A 13,277-nucleotide genomic window follows, 5' to 3' on the forward strand; every position below is an offset into this window, starting at 1 on the left:
ACGATCTGGTCGAGGCTCATGTCGGATCACCTCCGCTCGCGCGGAGAGGACTCGGCGGAGTCGAGCGCCATCAGCCACGGGTTCGGATCACCTCCGCTCGCGCGGAGAGGACGCGAGCATCTGCGACGCGGGCAGGCCCATCGCCGGATCACCTCCGCTCGCGCGGAGAGGACATCGGCACCCAGACCGACCAGCCGGAGGCGACCGGATCACCTCCGCTCGCGCGGAGAGGACTCCTGATCAGTAGCTGCTGATGGCGGCGGAGGCGGATCACCTCCGCTCGCGCGGAGAGGACCCTTTTTGACCTGCGACGTTAGAAGGGGTTTGCCATTTCTTGACCTTCTCTGCGGAAGGCGATGAGGGTGAGTCCGTCGAAGTCGACGGGTTCGCGGCGGCGGGTGCCCGCGGTCCTGAGGGTGAAGCCTTGTTCGTTGTCGGCGGGGTGGGCGAGGACGGCGATGCCGTCGTGGGTGCTGGCGGCGACTGCGGCCCAGAGTTCGTCGCGGACTTTGGCGGAGACGGTGCCGACGTAGAGCTCGGGGGTGACTTCGAGGAGCCAGCGGGTGAGGGCGCCGCGCAGGTGGTCGGGGACGGCGGAGGCCGAGATGACGATCATCGAGGACATGGGGTGCCCTGTCCTCCGAGTGGGCGGATCATGCCGATTTCCCGTGGTTGATGCCTGCGGGGACGGAGCCGACTACGGGGTCCCAGAGGTCGACGAGCTGTTCTTCGGGGTCGGGGCATTCGTAGGTGTGGGTGGGGTCTAGGAGTTGCTGGATGTCGGTGACGATGCGGGGGAGGAGCTGGAAGAGGCGTAGTTCGTGGCGGAAGGAGCGGCGTGCTTCTGCTTCGGGGTTGGTGGAGGCGTGGAGAGAGAAGGCGAGGGGGATGGTGAGTTCGGCTTTGTAGAGGTCGGCGATGTCGTAGACGAAGGCTTGTTGGTTGCCGTTGTGGACGAAGCCGAGGGCGGGGGAGCATCCGAGGGCGGTGATGGCGGCGTGGACGATGCCGTAGAGGCAGGTGTTGGCGGAGGACAGGGCGAGGTTGACGGGGTCCTGGCTGTCCCAGGAGTCGGGGTCGTAGGAGCGGCGGAAGCGGCCGATCTTGTACTGGCGGGCGAGGAGTTGGTAGAGGGTTTTGACGCGTTGGCCTTCCATGCCTCGGAGTTTGTCGAGGTTGGTGCCTTCGGTAGCGGTGCCGTCGCCGAAGCGGAGTTCGTACATGGCCTGGGCGATGGCGAGGCGGCGGGTGTCGTCGGTCCAGGCGCGGGTCTGGCGTTCGAGCCAGAGGGTGCTGAGGGATTCGGGGACGGCGGCGGAGTAGCAGCGGACCCCTCCTGAGCCGGTGGTGACGACGGTGGTGCCGTTGCGGGCGAAGGTGGCCAGGGCGCGTGCGGTGATGGAGGTGCCCGGGCCGAGCAGTACGCAGGAGAGGGCGGCGGTGGGGAGGTAGACGGTGTCGGTGCCGTGTTGCTCGCTGGTGACTTCCGCGCAGACTCCGGTGTCGTCCTGGTGGATGCGGACGATGTCGAGGTAGAGGAAGGACAGGGAGTCGGCGACCCGGGGGAGCATGGCGACGGTGGGGGCGGCGAGTTTGCGCCGGGCGTTGGCCCCCGTGAGCGGCTTGGAGGCGGGGCGTGGGGTCACTGGGGCTGCCTCGCGGGGGCGATGCTGAGGAGACCGCAGCCGTAGGACTTGCCGCGTCCGATGCCGCTCAGGATCGCGGCCTTGAGGAGGTCGGTGTCGATGATGGCGGCGGTGCCGTCGAATTGGATACGGGCGTGGCGGATGCGCTGCGGTGGTGTGCCTGCGGCGGGGCGGCGTTCGCCCCGGACGGCGTCCAAGGGCTGGGCGTGGTGGGTGAGGGGCTTGAGACCGCTCTGGTCGGCCTGGCGCATCCACCACTCGTCCGCCGCCGCTCCGGTGAGGGCGACGACGGGCGGGAGGTTGTAGAGGGCGCGGGTGGTGGCGCCGGGCTTGCGGACGGGGCTGGCCGCGCACCGGTAGCGGACGGTGAGCCCCGGACGGATCGCGTCGATCAGCGCGTCGAGGGGACGGGTGACGGCGGTGCCGTAGCCGTCGGGGAGACGGCTGGTGTCGGGCTCGTGGGTGGACTGGAGGAGCAGGTGCGGCCCGGTGGGGGTGTCCTCGGTGCGGTGGAGGACGCCGAAGCGGGCGCGGGGGTCGGGGCCGGCGTCGGAGGGGAAGAGGCTCATGAGCCGGCGGTGCATGCCGACGGGGTCGCCGAGGTCGCGCCGGGCCTCGGCGGAGCGCGGGTTGGGGACGAGGCGGGTGAGCCAGAGCGTCATCGCCGGCTCCCTTCAGGGGTGTGGAGCCGGGTCTCGCAGTAGTGGCCCAGGGCATTGAGCTGGCGTGCTCCGAGCCCAGCGAACTGAGAGTTGGGCAGGAGCAGGGTGCGCCGGTAGAGCGGCCGTGCACGGTAGCCGCGGCGGCTCGGGTGGTAGCTGATGGGCTGGTCGTTGAGTTCGCTGGAGGGGCGAGTGCCGTCCTCGTGGGTGGTACCGACCATGTGGGCAGGGGCGGGCAGGTGGGTCAGGGGGCGGTCGGCGAGGAACTCCACCGCCACGCCCTCCTGTTCCTGGTTCCGGTTGCGGGTGGGGCGGGCGGCGAGCGGGAGGTGGATGAGGTGGTGCAGGGCGTCCTCGCTCTGCCCGATCAGTACGGGGCCCTCCGGCGGGCAGGAGCGGCGGCCGAGGTGCAGGGACCACCGGGGGGAACGCAGGGCCTGCGTGCACCGTTCGAGGAGCGCACGGCCGTCGGCGGTTGCCCGGGGGATGGTGAGGGCGACGGTGAACGCGGCATCCGCCAGGTAGTAGCGGTGGGTGAGGAGCGTGCCGGTGTCACCGGGGCGCTTCTTGCCCTCGGCGGTGGTCACTGTCTCCTTCCCGGGGAGCCCGCCACCCACGGTGTGCAGATCGCGCAGCAGTACCCCGGGCCGGTCGGTGCGCACCGTCAGGTTCAGCGTGGTGAGGTCGTCGATGGGCTGGTCGCGGTGGCGTCCGAGAGCGGAGGCGAGCATGCCGAGGACGCCGGAGCGGGTGGGGAAGGGGGCGGTGTCACGTTCGTTGAAGTGGGAGTGCAGGCCCCAGGACTGCAGGGGCCCGGTCAGACGGAGCAGAATCCCCGGCTCCGCGTCCGGGAGCGGGGTGGTGATCATGCCGCGTCTCCGGCGGGTGCGGTGAGTGCGCCGTCGAGGGTTGCGTCGATGAGGGTGTCGAAGCCGGTGTGGTGGGTGCCGAGCGCTTCGAGGTCCTTGGCGTCGACGCCGGCCCAGCCGGAGGTGAGGATGCCGGTGGTGCCGATGAGCCGGTTCGCGGCTGCGGCGTAGTCGGACAGGGTGGTGCGGGAGGGGGCGGAGAAGCCGCCCTGCCCGGCTGCGGCGACGGGGCTCTCGAACGCGGCGGCGTAGGACAGCGGCCGGTCGGTACGTACGGAGAGGTGGACGAGGTCGGGGATGGTGTGGGGCGCGGTGGAGTTCTTCTTCGCCTGGGGCAGGGAGAGGATGAACGCGCTGAGGAACGCGGCGGTGAGTTCGCGGAGTTCGGTGGGGTCGTCGCCGATGTTGCGGGCGAGGTCGCGCAGGTCGATGGTGGCGTACCGGTAGAAGGTGCCGGCGCTGAACTCGGTGTGGCCCATGTGGCCGCTGCCCGTCTGGTCTCCCCAGGTCGAGGTGACATCGTCGACGGCGGAGAAATAGTCGAGTTCGACATCGGTCTCGTGCGTGGTCAGCGCGTGGGCGACCTGGACGGCTCCGTCGACCCCGGCGTTGTCGACCTCGGCGAGCATGCGGCCGAAGAGGTTGATCACCCCGTTGCGGGAACGCAGGACCGCCTCTACCCGATCGGAGGGCAGGACGCTCTTGTCGGCGGGCTTCTTGATGTCCTTCGCCGCCTCCAGCACCTCCCGGTACTCCCCGGCCAGGTCGGCGAGTTCCGCCACCGCGGTCTCGGGGACGTACACCATCGCGTTGGTGAGGACCTTGTTGGGGACGGTCTGCTTGAGGTCCTTCGAGTCCTTGGCGAGTTCGAACTTGATGCTGCTGGCCGCCGCCACGTGCGCTCCCGCCCTCTCTGCGAGCGGCTCCGGCCACCCCCTGCCCTCGGCGAGGAGGCGGGTGACGCGCTCGCCGATCCGCCGGGTACGCAGCGCCGCCTGGCCGACGCGGGCCTCGAACTCACCCCGGGTGGCCCGCTTCCAGGACTGGCTGCTGACCCGGGTCCGCAGCACGTTCCCGTACTGGACCGTCTTCACGGAATTCGTGTCGTCCCGGTTCAGGTTGGCGAACGGGACGCTCTGGACGATGTGGATGTCGATGAAGCGGGCGGCCATGGCCATGAGGGTGTGACTCCTTCGTACGGATACGTGCGTGGGGTGGGTGCTGGTTCGATGTCAGAGGGACGCGGGGGCCGCAGCCGGACCCGCATCCGCTGCGAGTTCCTTCTCGTCCGCTTCGTCGGCCTGCCGCGCGGCGTCCTTGGCCCGCAGCCGGTAGAAGTCCTGGAGCCAGGTGCGCGAGATCCGCCCCGAGTTCCGGCGCCAGTGGGAGAGATCGTCGAGGAGCTGCGCCCAGTCGACGTCGACATCGAGCGAGCGCAGGTATCCGACGGAGGCGGGCAGGTGCCGGTGCAGGCCGTTGACGCTCTGGCGGGTGAGGAGGTTGAGGCGGCTCTCCGCCGTCCCCGCCCGCATCTCCTTCTCCCGGCCCGGCCCATCGGCGACCGCGGTCGCAAACGCCGTGCCGAGACTGACCCGACGCCGCCGCACGCTTGTGGCGGGCATCTGTTCGCCGCCGGTTCGTACCGGGTCGTCGTCCGTGCTCTTCTCCGTGTCCGGAGCGGTCAGGGCGCTGCGGGACTGGGAAGCGATCATCGCGGCGACCGCGTAGTACGCCCGCTCCACGTCCGCCGAGCGTCCCTCCGGCAGCCACGGCGCGACCAAGCGGTGCATGCGCCGCACGGAGTCGAGGTCCTTCCGCAGCCCGCTGCGCAGAGCGCTGCGCGCACCGGGGTCGTCACGGCTGACCTGGGACACCCAGTCGGTGAACGCATGCGGGCTACCCACCCTTGGCGTGCTTTTCTGCTGCGGGAAGCCGCCGGCCGTTGCCGACGGGCTGACGGCGTCCTGTGCGGGGGGCGGGGGAATGGTGGTCATGCGGTGGGCTCCTTGAGCTTCGTCCGGGGGCCGGGCACGGCCGCCGTCTTCTTCGGGGTGCCGCCGTAGAGGTCGATGCGTGCCTCCGAGACGGCCTTCGCGCCGCGCAGGGTACGGGTGACGGGCCGGGTCACGGTGTCGTACGTCTCCTCGGCCAGGCGCAGGAACGCCCGGCGGGTGGCCGCCGGGTCGAAACCGCCGTCGGCGACCTCTCCGGTGCGGTCCAGGAGGCGGAAGCGTGCCCAGAACTCCGCCTCGGCATGCGGCCAGTACCGTGCAGCGGCCTCCGCCCCCCACGCGGTGCCGTCGGCCTTGGCGTCCCTGACGTACGCGGCCCAGGCGCGCTTGACCGCCCGGTCGAGACGGCGCCCGTACAGCTCGCCGAACTGGCGCAGGCGGCCGACGGCCGGGACGGTGCGCGGGTCGTTGTCCTCGGCGTACCCGAGGACGGCCGGGGTGCTCGCGTCGACGAACTGCGTGTCCTTGGCCTGCCCCTCCTGATCGAAGCCGAGCGCCCGCACCCGCAGGTCTTCCGAGACCTCGACCGCCGAACGGAACACCCGTGGCTGCTGCGGGTGCGCACTGCCGGCCGGCGGATGCTGGAGCAGCAGCGCGTCCAAGTCCCGCCACAGCGCCCGCCCCGCATCGGCCGGGCGCGGGTAGCGGTTGCCCTGCCGGCTGGTCTGCCAGATCAGGTAATCGTCCTCGCGCGGCAACCGCTCACCCCGGTACGCCCAGGTGATGAACGCGTCCCGCACATGGGTGCTGTCCTCGTCCGGCAGCAGGAGCAGGGCGTGCTGCGAGCGGCCGGTGTGCCGCGAACGCGGCCCCCGCGACTCCCGCACAGGGTGGTCCGGGTCCGGCAGGTCGTCCTGCTCCCACGGGCACAGGTCCTCCGCGCCGTTCACGGTGTCCTCCGGCGGTACGAGGCCGGCGAGCAGCGTCTCGAAGAGCGAGGTGCCCTCGGGGTGGTACGACAGGGCGGTCCGCAGCGGACCAGCGGTGGCGCTCGCGGTCTTCGACCCGTTCACCTCGCGCGACGAACAGCGCCCGGACGGCCCGTAGTAGTGCCACACCAGCAGGCTGAGGAACGCTTCGGGAGCGGTGGGCGGTTCGGGGGCGGTGTCGGTGTCGTGCCGGAACCAGGAGTGGTTGTTGCCCGAGGGACGGGTGACGATGAGCTTGTTGACCCCGGCGGTGTTCGAGGCGTCGCACTGCTCCGCCAGCCGGGGATCCTGCATCCACGGGCGCCCGCCCGGCGCGAACAGGAAGAACCGGTCCCGGAACTCCTCGAAGTACGCGTCGACCCCGTCGGGCGGGAGCTGTCCGGCGTCGAGAACGTCCGAGCGGCGTTCGTCCCAGTCGCCGTCGGCGCCCTGTTCGCTCAGGCCGGCGACACGCGCGGTGAGCGCGTAGAGGATGCGCAACAGCGCGGCGTGCGCGGGAGCGTCCGGGACGGCAAGGGACTCGATGTCGTGGCTGTGCAGCAGGAGTTCACGCAATCCCACCAGATCCCGGAGGCCGGCCGTGGTACTGGCCGTGCTGCCGGGTTTCCAGCGTACGGGGACACAGGGTTGGTCGATCAGGTTGAACGTGCCGGTGGGCATGGAGATGTCCTGTCGTCATTCAGGCGGCGCTGGAGGGAAGGGCCGGTGGAGACCCTCCGCTTGCGCGACGACGGCGGGCTTTCGTCAACGCGTCGAGGGAGAACCGCACTTGAAAAGTAGCGGAAATGTGAGGGTCAGGTGATCAGGACGTGAAGATCACTCAGCTTCGAGGCCGACCTCGGATATCGAGAGAGTGAAACGCCCGTGGCGGCAGGCCCACGCCCCGCCACCGGTGGGGCTCATACGCAGTACAACGAGGTCGCGGAGTGAGGGATGGGTGCCCCACTTCACCGGAACCGCCACTTCCAGCTCACCGCCCCGCAGCCACCGCCCGGGCACGGGCGCCACCCGCCGCGCGACGCCCGCCAACTCCGCCGCCGTGAGGCCGAACCGGCCGCCGACCGGGACCCGTACCTTGCCCCCGGGGTCGAGGGTGGCTGTCCCGTCCGCCTGCTCGTACAGGCAGAGCACCCGGCCGGTGTCCGCACCGAGGCGTGTGGTCAGCAACTCCTCCGTCACCCCCGCCTCCCGCACCGACAGCCTGCTGAGATCGCCCCTCACGTCCGCCGGGGCACAGATGCTCGCCCACGTCGCCAGATGTCGCTCGGCCGCCTCGTCCGCCAGCCGCTCCTCGTCCAACCGCGCCAACTCCGCACGAACCGCCTCCTGGGGCTCGTCGACGAAGTCCTCCTCGTACACCTCGTCCACCAGACGCTGTACGTCACCGGGCACCGCGACACCGGTCGGCGCGCACTTCTCCAGGATCCGTGACGTGCGCAAGAGCAGCCCGGTGTCGTAGACCGACCCCCAGGAGCGGGGCGGGGTCATCTCGGACACGACCTGCGGATCGAGCACCACCAACTCCGGCTCGTCCTCCGCGGCAGCCCACCCCGGCCGGCCAAGAGGCCCGCGGCGATGCCTTCGCGCACGCCCGGCGCGCTGCAACAACTGGGCCAGCGGAGCCAGATCACTCACGACCAGGTCGAAATCGAAGTCCAGCGACTGCTCCACCACCTGCGTCGCCACCAGCACCGACCCCGGACGCACCGAGAGGGTCCCCTCGCCCGGCTTCCCGTACGCGGCCTCACACTCCGCCGTGATCGTTGCCCGCACATCAGCCGGGTACCGCGAATGCAGCAACCTCACACCACCGGGCTGCGCGGCGAGCCCGGGGAACGCCGCGCACACATCCCGGTACGTCCGCTGCGCCTCGGCCACCGTCGTGCAGCACACCAGCGCCGTGCCACCCTCCGTGGCGACCGGCGCCAAGACCTCTCGCAGCGCCGCCCGCCGGCCTCCCTCGTGTACCGGCGAACCAGCCGGCTCCGCGACATCCCACGTCACGGGCCGATGCGACACCTTCAAAGTCCGGGCCCGGTTGCTCGCGGTACTCCGAGCCGTGGACACCTCCCCCGAAGTGCCGCTCGCGAACAGCCAGCCCGGATACCGCGGCACCACCTGCGACGGCTCACGGAACCCGGCACCGCGCCGGTAGGCGTCCACCAGCGATCCGGCCGAACGGCCCGTCAGGGTGGCCGACAGCAGGACGACCGGGGCGCCCATCGCCCCCAGCCACTCCAGCAGGCGTACGAGGAGCTGGTGCATCCACGGGCCGTACGCGTGCGCCTCATCGACGACGAACACCTTGTCCGACAGGCCGAACAGGCGCAACGCGTTGTACCGCAAAGGCAGTACCGCACTCAACGCCTGGTCGATCGTCCCCACACCCAACGGAGCGAGCAGGCCCCGCTTCGGGCCTCGTAACCACGCGTCCGCCTCCACCGCGGTGTTCTTCTCCGCGCTCAGCGCCCCGCCGTCCAGCGCGGTGTCGAGCGTGACCGCTCCGTCCGTGCTGCCGGGGGCACTCAGCCACGCCATGGAGTGGAGCAGCATCAGGGCACGCTCCCCGGACATCGCCCGGGAGGCGAAGGACTCCACACGGGGCAGCATCGCGTCCGCCGTACCCATCGTCGGAAGCGCGAAGTACACCCCCCGGGCGCCAGCCGCCCGCCCCAGCAACGAGGCCGCGAACAACGCCGCCTCCGTCTTCCCGTCACCCGTCGGAGCCGTCACCAGCACCAGACCGGAACCGTGCTCCCCGACCAGCCCGGGAAGATGCTCCACGAGATCCCGCTGCAAGCTGTTGGGGGCGAACGGGAACATCTCACCGAACTCCCCGGCGGAGAACCGCGCCCGGCCCAGCCGCGCCGCCCGCACCAGCCCCGGAGCCATCTCCACCCCACCCTGCCAGTGGGCATCGACCTCCGCCGGCGTACCCGACCAGCCGGGAGCGGGCATGCGTGCCTCGATGGCGGACGTCTGACTCGCCAGCCAGTCCGCCACCACGACCAGCCCGGACACCACCACCGCCAGCCCGGCGGGTAACCCGCCCCGGGGAACCGCGAACGCGCCCATGACCCGCCGCAATTCGTTGAAGTGCGTCCGTCGCTGGTCGGACCAACCTCGGCCCCCGAGACCGGCGTTGTACGCACCGGCCTGTGCCGCCTCCTTGGCCTTCAGCACACCGCCGAAGAGACCGTGATGGCCACCGAGCAGCTGGGCGATCTGGTGGCTCACCGACGTGCGGAGGCGACGTACCTCACTGGGGTAGGACGCTTCCTGGAAGAGCGAGTTCAGAGCCCAGTGGGAGGCGATCTCGTGACGAAATCGTCTCTCGGCCTCAGCGCCCGGCGCGCTGACGTACGCGGGGTCATCACGAACCGGCCCGTAGCAGACAGGAACCTGCGCCTGGAACGGGGGAGTGATCTTGCCGAGGTCGTGCAACCCCGCCCAGAACGACACGACCGCGCGTGCCTCCGTGGGGTCCAGGCCGAGCACGGTGGCGATGGCAGCCTTGGTCTCCTCGCCCAGAACGGCGTCCCACAACCCCTGGAACACCGCCCCGGTATCGAGGAGATGACACATCACCGGATAAGGCCGCGGCAGCCCGTGTTCCTTGCCCCACAGCCGAACATCCAGAAGACAGTCCCCCGAGGCCCCCGCCCCGTCGCGCTTCGACATGACCACAGAGATAGCACCACCCACTGACAACAGCCCCAGATCAGGAAATCAGGCACCGATGTGAGGGATGAGCCTTACACTCGCTGCGCGACGGCGAAGGGGCGGGAAGCGTGACAGGCGAAGCTCGGCAAAGAAACTGCAAAGCGGTCGGATAAGGGCAGGTCGCGAAGGGTCCTCTCCGCGCGAGCGGAGGTGAACCGGATGTCGGGAAGCCTTTGCCGGACTGGACGTTGTCCTCTCCGCGCGAGCGGAGGTGAACCGTGCTTGAACACTCCCGGGGCATGGCCGACCTGGTCCTCTCCGCGCGAGCGGAGGTGAACCGGAAGATTCGTGATCGTCGAAGCCACGGGCGCCGTCCTCTCCGCGCGAGCGGAGGTGAACCGGACAACGCGCTGATGGGACTCGGACTGTGAATGTCCTCTCCGCGCGAGCGGAGGTGAACCGCCGTGCGAACACACCGGGAACCACCACGTCGAGTCCTCTCCGCGCGAGCGGAGGTGAACCGCCCCGCCCCTGGGCGTCGGGGTCTACGACGAGGTCCTCTCCGCGCGAGCGGAGGTGAACCGTTGAGGAGCGTCGACTCCTGTAGCGCGGTCATGTCCTCTCCGCGCGAGCGGAGGTGAACCGCCAGCAGTCGATCGGTCACACCGACCGCCTTGGTCCTCTCCGCGCGAGCGGAGGTGAACCGCTGATGGCGTCGGTGGTGGTGGCCGGGTTGATGTCCTCTCCGCGCGAGCGGAGGTGAACCGTGCTTCGGGAGCGGCTCATCCGGCAACCCGACGTCCTCTCCGCGCGAGCGGAGGTGAACCGGAGAGCTGACCCATGACCGAGACGTCCCCCGCGTCCTCTCCGCGCGAGCGGAGGTGAACCGCCCTTCCCGAAGGCGACCTGAACAGCGGCCAGGTCCTCTCCGCGCGAGCGGAGGTGAACCGCCCTCTCACCCAGCGGGTGGTGGACGCTCGGAGTCCTCTCCGCGCGAGCGGAGGTGAACCGCCCTGACTATCCGGCAACCCTGGGCCGCGGCCGTCCTCTCCGCGCGAGCGGAGGTGAACCGACCACGATCCACCGGTGGATCAACCAGGGCGAGTCCTCTCCGCGCGAGCGGAGGTGAACCGACCGGTCGGACATGAGCGGCTACCCCCTCTGGGTCCTCTCCGCGCGAGCGGAGGTGAACCGGGACTCGTCGGGGCCCGGCAGCGGCTGGCCGCGGTCCTCTCCGCGCGAGCGGAGGTGAACCGGCCACCGCCCCGAGAACCGGGTAGTGGCCTTGGTCCTCTCCGCGCGAGCGGAGGTGAACCGCTGGCGGAGCACGCGCCGAGCGATCGGTCGGCGTCCTCTCCGCGCGAGCGGAGGTGAACCGGCGAGCCAGGGGATGGCCGACTCGACCGCGGCGTCCTCTCCGCGCGAGCGGAGGTGAACCGCCGCCCGTGGGTTGGCACCAGTGGGCGCCGCCGTCCTCTCCGCGCGAGCGGAGGTGAACCGGCGACGGGCAGCTTGGACACGTCGATCTGCCCGTCCTCTCCGCGCGAGCGGAGGTGAACCGTTCTCGACCACCTCGACCTGTACCTCGACTTCGTCCTCTCCGCGCGAGCGGAGGTGAACCGGTCGCCCAGCTCTCGACCCCAGGCACGTCCGTGTCCTCTCCGCGCGAGCGGAGGTGAACCGCGAACCGGATCGCCGCCGAACAGCAGCGCGCCGTCCTCTCCGCGCGAGCGGAGGTGAACCGGGGCTTCGGTACGTCATTGACGGCCTCTCCAAGTCCTCTCCGCGCGAGCGGAGGTGAACCGCGACAGCTGGGCTTCTCCGGGATGGGGATGGCGTCCTCTCCGCGCGAGCGGAGGTGAACCGTTCAGCAAGGCCATCAAGGCCCGCTTCTGGAAGTCCTCTCCGCGCGAGCGGAGGTGAACCGCTCCCGGTGACGCCTGCGTACACCGGGTCCTGGTCCTCTCCGCGCGAGCGGAGGTGAACCGGCGCCGGCCGACTTCGCCGGGTACGCGCAGATGTCCTCTCCGCGCGAGCGGAGGTGAACCGACCGTCCGGTCCCGCGCCATCGCGCACATCATGTCCTCTCCGCGCGAGCGGAGGTGAACCGTCGCGTTGGGTACGGCTTCGGCCAGCAGGTCGGTCCTCTCCGCGCGAGCGGAGGTGAACCGCCCACCTTCTCGGCCCCGACCCCCGCATCGGAGTCCTCTCCGCGCGAGCGGAGGTGAACCGGTCCTCGGGATCAGCACCAGCGCGATCAGCCAGTCCTCTCCGCGCGAGCGGAGGTGAACCGTACTGGTCGAGCCAGCGGGTGGCAATGGCGTCGTCCTCTCCGCGCGAGCGGAGGTGAACCGCTCCTCATCCATGAGTCCTGCAAGGACTTGATGTCCTCTCCGCGCGAGCGGAGGTGAACCGCTGACCGTCACCGGCCTCCGCGTCGGTACCGGGTCCTCTCCGCGCGAGCGGAGGTGAACCGATCAGGTCGGCAGTTTCCACGGGGGCACCATGGTCCTCTCCGCGCGAGCGGAGGTGAACCGACTCCGGAGGAATCGGCGCGTCTGGGCCGCCGGTCCTCTCCGCGCGAGCGGAGGTGAACCGACGTGGTCCCACGTGAGCGGTCGGGCCTCCTCGTCCTCTCCGCGCGAGCGGAGGTGAACCGTTCATGAAGGTCAACTCCGAGCGCCTGCTGGTGTCCTCCCCGCGCGAGCGGAGGTGAACCGATCCTCGTGCTGGTCGACGTGCCACTCGCCGTGTCCTCTCCGCGCGAGCGGAGGTGAACCGCACATAAGGCTGCGGTGCGCAGCTTCGACGGAGTCCTCTCCGCGCGAGCGGAGGTTCGAGCAGACCTTCGCCCCGCTCCACCACTTCAAACGACTCGCCGTCCGCTGGGAACGCCGTACCGAACTCCACGACGCCTTCGTCTCCCTCGCCTGCAGCCTCATCTGCTACCGACGCCTCGAGAAGACCCGACCATGATCGTCTTACGGGCTCTACGTGAAGCCCGGCGTGGAGGACCTGCGCGCTGCCGCCGTCATGTGGGACGGGCTCCACGGACGTCCGGCGGGTGGGCCCGCGCTGGGGTCGCCCTCGCAGATGAAGGGGCGCGGCCGGTAGGGCCGACCCGGTTCCGTGAGCGATGGTGAGAGATGAGAGGGTCGGGCGGGTGAGCGAGACACTACCGAACACCCTGCAATACCGCTTTGACGGGCCAGAAGACGCGCCGGTCCTGGTGATCGGGCCGTCCCTGGGTACCACATGGCACATGTGGGACCGCCAGATACCGGACCTCTCCCAGCACTACCGCGTGCTGCGGTACGACCTGCCGGGTCATGGCGGCGCACCGGCCCGTCCGGCGGTCTCCGTCGCCGAACTCGGCGACCGGCTGATCGCGACCCTCGACTCCCTCGGCGTCCAGCGCTTCGGCTACGCGGGCTGCTCCATCGGCGGCGCCATCGGTGCCGACCTCGCGCTGCGCCACCCCCATCGGGTGGCCTCG

The 13,277-nt window shown here is 70.5% G+C and carries 9 protein-coding genes and 2 CRISPR repeat arrays (1 of these 11 running past the window's edge); of the genes, 1 reads left to right on the forward strand and 8 read right to left on the reverse strand.

The features are described from left to right. A CRISPR array of direct repeats spans nucleotides 1–295; the repeat unit is 29 nt; unit sequence CGGATCACCTCCGCTCGCGCGGAGAGGAC; it begins 39 nt to the left of the window's first position. Between the two features lie 18 nt (nucleotides 296–313). The 8 genes from cas2e to cas3 all read right to left on the reverse strand — a co-directional run bounded on the left by cas2e (nucleotide 314) and on the right by cas3 (nucleotide 9,799). After that, nucleotides 314–625 carry a type I-E CRISPR-associated endoribonuclease Cas2e gene (cas2e, locus tag ACWD3D_RS07380; RefSeq protein ID WP_451459952.1) on the reverse strand — a complete coding sequence of 104 codons (312 nt, stop codon included), beginning with the start codon at nucleotides 623–625 and terminating at the stop codon, nucleotides 314–316. 28 nt (nucleotides 626–653) lie between these two features. Further along, entirely contained in the window at nucleotides 654–1,571 is a 918-nt protein-coding gene (gene cas1e / locus ACWD3D_RS07385) for a type I-E CRISPR-associated endonuclease Cas1e (protein WP_451459960.1), read from the reverse strand. Nucleotides 1,572–1,642: 71 nt separating this feature from the next. Continuing rightward, nucleotides 1,643–2,308: a type I-E CRISPR-associated protein Cas6/Cse3/CasE gene (gene cas6e, locus ACWD3D_RS07390; RefSeq protein WP_451459953.1), complete on the reverse strand. Its 666-nt coding sequence runs from the start codon at nucleotides 2,306–2,308 to the stop codon at nucleotides 1,643–1,645. Continuing rightward, on the reverse strand, nucleotides 2,305–3,177 hold the full coding sequence (gene cas5e, locus ACWD3D_RS07395; RefSeq protein WP_451459954.1) for a type I-E CRISPR-associated protein Cas5/CasD: 873 nt from the start codon (nucleotides 3,175–3,177) through the stop codon (nucleotides 2,305–2,307). The genes cas6e and cas5e overlap by 4 nt, the downstream gene beginning before the upstream one ends. Continuing rightward, entirely contained in the window at nucleotides 3,174–4,355 is a 1,182-nt protein-coding gene (cas7e, locus tag ACWD3D_RS07400; protein ID WP_451459955.1) for a type I-E CRISPR-associated protein Cas7/Cse4/CasC, read from the reverse strand. Before cas7e ends, cas5e begins: the two co-directional genes overlap by 4 nt. Before the next feature lie 54 nt (nucleotides 4,356–4,409). Beyond that, nucleotides 4,410–5,171 (reverse strand): type I-E CRISPR-associated protein Cse2/CasB, encoded by a 762-nt coding sequence (gene casB, locus ACWD3D_RS07405; protein WP_451459956.1) that lies wholly within the window; start codon nucleotides 5,169–5,171, stop codon nucleotides 4,410–4,412. Further along, the gene (gene casA, locus ACWD3D_RS07410; RefSeq protein WP_451459957.1) at nucleotides 5,168–6,778 is read right to left on the reverse strand and encodes a type I-E CRISPR-associated protein Cse1/CasA; all 1,611 of its coding nucleotides are present in this window, start codon (nucleotides 6,776–6,778) and stop codon (nucleotides 5,168–5,170) included. Before casA ends, casB begins: the two co-directional genes overlap by 4 nt. A 156-nt stretch (nucleotides 6,779–6,934) precedes the next feature. Then, nucleotides 6,935–9,799, reverse strand: a complete 2,865-nt coding sequence (gene cas3, locus ACWD3D_RS07415) for a CRISPR-associated helicase Cas3' (protein ID WP_451459958.1) — start codon at nucleotides 9,797–9,799, stop codon at nucleotides 6,935–6,937. Nucleotides 9,800–9,970: 171 nt separating this feature from the next. Continuing rightward, nucleotides 9,971–12,562: direct repeats of the CRISPR family, unit length 29 nt; unit sequence GTCCTCTCCGCGCGAGCGGAGGTGAACCG. A 355-nt stretch (nucleotides 12,563–12,917) separates the two neighbouring features. Here cas3 and ACWD3D_RS07420 point away from each other — a divergent pair. Beyond that, on the forward strand, nucleotides 12,918–13,277 hold a 360-nt coding region (locus tag ACWD3D_RS07420), incomplete at its 3' end, for an alpha/beta fold hydrolase (RefSeq protein ID WP_451459959.1).

The organism is Streptomyces sp. NPDC002690, assembly GCF_053592415.1.

Excerpts from the sequence above, each read along its gene's own strand:
- casB (WP_451459956.1), bottom strand. The coding sequence starts at position 5,171 with ATGACCACCATTCCCCCGCCCCCCGCACAGGACGCCGTCAGCCCGTCG.
- casA (WP_451459957.1), bottom strand. The coding sequence starts at position 6,778 with ATGCCCACCGGCACGTTCAACCTGATCGACCAACCCTGTGTCCCCGTA.
- cas2e (WP_451459952.1), bottom strand. The coding sequence starts at position 625 with ATGTCCTCGATGATCGTCATCTCGGCCTCCGCCGTCCCCGACCACCTG.
- cas7e (WP_451459955.1), bottom strand. The coding sequence starts at position 4,355 with ATGGCCATGGCCGCCCGCTTCATCGACATCCACATCGTCCAGAGCGTC.
- cas1e (WP_451459960.1), bottom strand. The coding sequence starts at position 1,571 with ATGCTCCCCCGGGTCGCCGACTCCCTGTCCTTCCTCTACCTCGACATC.
- cas6e (WP_451459953.1), bottom strand. The coding sequence starts at position 2,308 with ATGACGCTCTGGCTCACCCGCCTCGTCCCCAACCCGCGCTCCGCCGAG.
- cas3 (WP_451459958.1), bottom strand. The coding sequence starts at position 9,799 with ATGTCGAAGCGCGACGGGGCGGGGGCCTCGGGGGACTGTCTTCTGGAT.
- cas5e (WP_451459954.1), bottom strand. The coding sequence starts at position 3,177 with ATGATCACCACCCCGCTCCCGGACGCGGAGCCGGGGATTCTGCTCCGT.